Origin of the sequence: Mesotoga sp. HF07.pep.5.2.highcov (genome assembly GCF_003666285.1) — a bacterium.
Classification (GTDB): Bacteria; Thermotogota; Thermotogae; order Petrotogales; family Kosmotogaceae; genus Mesotoga; species Mesotoga prima.
The window spans coordinates 1-3,391 of sequence record NZ_JFHJ01000384.1; the positions used below are offsets into that span (position 1 = coordinate 1).

The following is a 3,391-nucleotide window of genomic DNA, read 5'->3' on the forward strand; positions in this document are numbered from 1 at the left end:
GGATGGTGAAATGATGTTTGAATGCAGGAGAATAAGCAATCAGAAGGATTATCTTGATCTTATGAAGTTCTCTTTCGGTATTACAGAAAATTGGATGAGGGTCGCTTCGAAACATGCTGGTGAGATCTTCAATAACGATCTAAGGGACCCCTTTGGGGCCTATGACGGTTCTACTCTTGCCGCCGAGTATCTTCTACTTTCTTTGAAGATGCGACTCAGAGATTCCGTCATTCCGATGGGTGGAATCGGCAACGTGTGTACAAGTCCCCTTTACAGGGGTAAGGGCGCAGTCAAATTCCTTCTGCAGAAATCACTCGAGACTATGAGAGAGAAGGGGCAGGCCGTATCTCTGCTCTATCCCTTTAGCAGGAGCTTCTACAGAAAGCTCGGATGGGAGGAGTTTGACACGATGCTCAGGGCGAAGTTCTCCCCAGGTTCTATAGATCTTCCCGATCAGAAGGTCGAAGTGAAGATTGAGGAGATGGAAGATGCCGACGGTGAAATCAGGGAGTTCTACAACGAGTACGCAAGCAGTCACTACAGCATGATCTTGAGAGACGAAGAGATGTGGAAAAGCGATTTCGAGTTTCGAACCGATAACGATGTTTCCAAGAAATTCGTGAAGTTCAAGCGAGAAGGAAGGACTACGGGGATGCTCCGCTACGTCTTTCTCTACGATAAGTTTGACAAGGACAGCGGACTTAAGTTTTTAGTCACGATCTTCCTTGCGGACGATGTCGAAACAAGGCATGCAATGTTCCGTTTCTTGAAAGGTCTTTCTCTTCAAATCGATCAGATCCACGCCTTCCTTCCGCCTGATTTCCTTCTCTGGCCGTATCTAAAGGAAAGGCCGTCCGAGATGAAGATAGTACCCAGGACTATGATCAGAATCGTAGACCTCCAGCTACTAAATGGTCTGAGAATCGATGCTCCGGACATGCGGGTCGGAATCAAAATCGACGACAGTCAGGCATCCTGGAACGACGGAGTTTTCGAACTATGCGTTGAGAATGGAGAACTTAGCTTCTCGCCGAGTGACTCTTTTGATCTTGAGTGTGATATCTCGACCTTGTCTTCAGTTGTTGGCGGCAGCACTAATTTCAAAGAGATGATAGAGTTCGGCAGGGTTAAGGTATCGGACGGCTACAAAGGTCAGGATCTTCCAAAGAGCTTGCCCTTCGAGCTTCAACACTTCTAGTATTATCCTGACACCAATGAATATGCCCCGGCTCGATCCGGGGCATACTTATTCTTCTATGCTTTGTAGCATCAAACCAGACCAAGTCCACCGTCGGACATTATCACCTGGCCCGTTATCCAGTTCGATTCATCCGAAGCCAGGAATACCATGAGGCCTGTATGGTCTTCGGGATGACCAATCCTCCCGGCCGGAGTCTTTTCCTCTATTCTTTTCAGTACTTCGGGATGTTGAGAATAGAAGGGAGAAGTAAATGGAACGGTCTCTGTTGGACCGGGGGCAATGACGTTTACCTGAATATTGGCCGAGGCTAGTTCAAGCGCCATTACCTTTGAAATCGCAATAATCCCCGCTTTTGCTGCGCAGTGGCCTGCGTGCTCCTTTTCCGGAAAGAGGCCTCCGACCGAGGCCAGGTTGATGATCTTTCCGCCGCCGTTTTTCGACATCATCTTAGCAACAACCTGCGACAACATGAAGACTATTCTCACATTGACATGCCACTGCTTGTCAATCTCTTCTATTGGGTGATCGACAAATGGTGCCCTGTATATGTAGGCTGGGCAGTTAAGAAGGATGTCGACCTTCCATGTCTTTTCTTCCAGTAGATCTGAGATCTCATTCACATCTCTTTGACTGTCTATGTTTGCGCATATCGTCGAACAGAATCCCTTTCTCGATTCTTCAAGTTTCTTCTTCAAAGCTTCGAGCCTTTCCTCGTCTCTATCCAGCAGAATAACCTTTGCACCCTCGTTTACAAATGCATTGGCAGCGGAGCTTCCAACTCTGCCAGCTCCGAAGATAAGGGCCGTCTTTCCGGTCAGTCTCTCACTCATTGTTCATTACCCCCGCTCTGCAATCGGAGGAAGGGTGAAATTCCTCCCCCGCTTCACTGAGATCTTTTTCCAGTTATTGAATTTATAAGCTGCTTCGCAGGCTGCTCTTATAGCGTTTTTGTTCGAAGGAGGAGTCTCCGGTCTTTCACCTCGTGAGATGTTGGATCCTGCGGTGCATATGGCGGCGGCGTTGATCTTCAGAAGAGAAGAAAGCACATAGAGAGTAGCCGCTTCCATGTCGAGCTGCAAGGCACCTGCCGCGATCCATTCTTCAAGTTTTCCGTAGATAGATGATGGGAAGTCTTCTCTTAAGAGATCGGGCTTTGTTGCATAGAAGGAATCGAGTGAAAGACCGATTCCCACGTGATAGTCCACTCCGGCCTCTTCACAGGCTGAGATCAGCGCCGTAAGTAGCCGGTAATCGGCTACGGCGGGGAAGTTCTCAGGAATGAAGAGGTTTGCTGTCCCCGAGTATCTTATGCAACTCGAAAGCACAATCAAGTCTCCCGGTTTCACATCGTCGGCAAGTCCTCCGGAGGTTCCGACACGGATGATTGTCTTAACGCCCAGCCTGTTTAGCTCGACCACTGCGATCTCAGTCGAGGGTCCTCCGATTCCGCTTGAACATACAGTAAGCGGCAGGCCTTTATAGGTTCCGGTAACGGTTATGTAGTCTCTGTTGTTTCCTATTTCCTCCACATTACTCAGACACTCTGCGATCTCGTATACTCTTGCCGGATCACCGGGCAGAAGAGCTATCTCGGGAATAGAGTCGCTGGAAATCTGCAAGTGGTTTTTCGCCTTCTTCGAATTATTCATGAAATCATCCTTTCAACCCCGTTCCGCTTATCCCCCTTACGAAGTACTTCTGGAGGAACAGGAAGAGAATTACCGGCGGCAGACTGCCGGCGATGGCCGAGCTGAAGAGATTTGCCCAACTTGTATTTTCCGTTGATCTATGTGCGGCGATGGCTACCTGTACAACTTCGAATCTGCTTGAATGGGTTGCTACAAGAGGCCAGAACAGCGAGTTCCACTGGAACATGAAGACCATTACGATTACCGTGACTATGGCCGGAACGCTCAGCGGAAGGACTATCCTCCAGTAGATTCTGAACCAGGACGCGCCGTCTATTCTTGCCGCTTCCATTATCTCTGAAGGCACTTCAGAGAAGAACTGCCTGAAAAGGAATATCGCAAGGCCGTTGGCTACGCCCGGAAGAATGAGCGCCCAGTATGTGTTGTCTATATGTAGCTGTTTTATGAGTATATAAAGCGGTATGACAATAGACTCGAAGGGAACCATGAAGGTTATCAGCACTATTGTGAAGAGCGCAGCCTTGCCTCTGAATTCGAACTT

The 3,391-nt window shown here is 48.6% G+C and carries 4 protein-coding genes; 1 reads left to right on the forward strand and 3 read right to left on the reverse strand.

Features of this window, described 5'->3' with window-relative positions:
- Nucleotides 1–1,198, forward strand: a 1,198-nt coding sequence (gene eis, locus BG32_RS08220) for an enhanced intracellular survival protein Eis (RefSeq protein WP_259459617.1), incomplete at its 5' end; no start/stop codon positions are given.
- 71 nt (nt 1,199–1,269) lie between these two features.
- Here eis and BG32_RS08225 read toward each other — a convergent pair.
- From BG32_RS08225 to BG32_RS08235, 3 genes are all read right to left on the reverse strand, one after another.
- Nucleotides 1,270–2,031 (reverse strand): SDR family NAD(P)-dependent oxidoreductase, encoded by a 762-nt coding sequence (locus BG32_RS08225; RefSeq protein ID WP_121526666.1) that lies wholly within the window; start codon nt 2,029–2,031, stop codon nt 1,270–1,272.
- 6 nt (nt 2,032–2,037) lie between these two features.
- Nucleotides 2,038–2,850 (reverse strand): nucleoside phosphorylase, encoded by an 813-nt coding sequence (locus tag BG32_RS08230; RefSeq protein ID WP_014731256.1) that lies wholly within the window; start codon nt 2,848–2,850, stop codon nt 2,038–2,040.
- A gap of 4 nt (nt 2,851–2,854) precedes the next feature.
- On the reverse strand, nt 2,855–3,391 hold a 537-nt coding region (locus tag BG32_RS08235; RefSeq protein ID WP_147434893.1), incomplete at its 5' end, for a carbohydrate ABC transporter permease.

Coding starts and splice junctions, on each gene's coding strand:
- BG32_RS08230 (WP_014731256.1), bottom strand. CDS start 2,850: ATGAATAATTCGAAGAAGGCGAAAAACCACTTGCAGATTTCCAGCGAC.
- BG32_RS08225 (WP_121526666.1), bottom strand. CDS start 2,031: ATGAGTGAGAGACTGACCGGAAAGACGGCCCTTATCTTCGGAGCTGGC.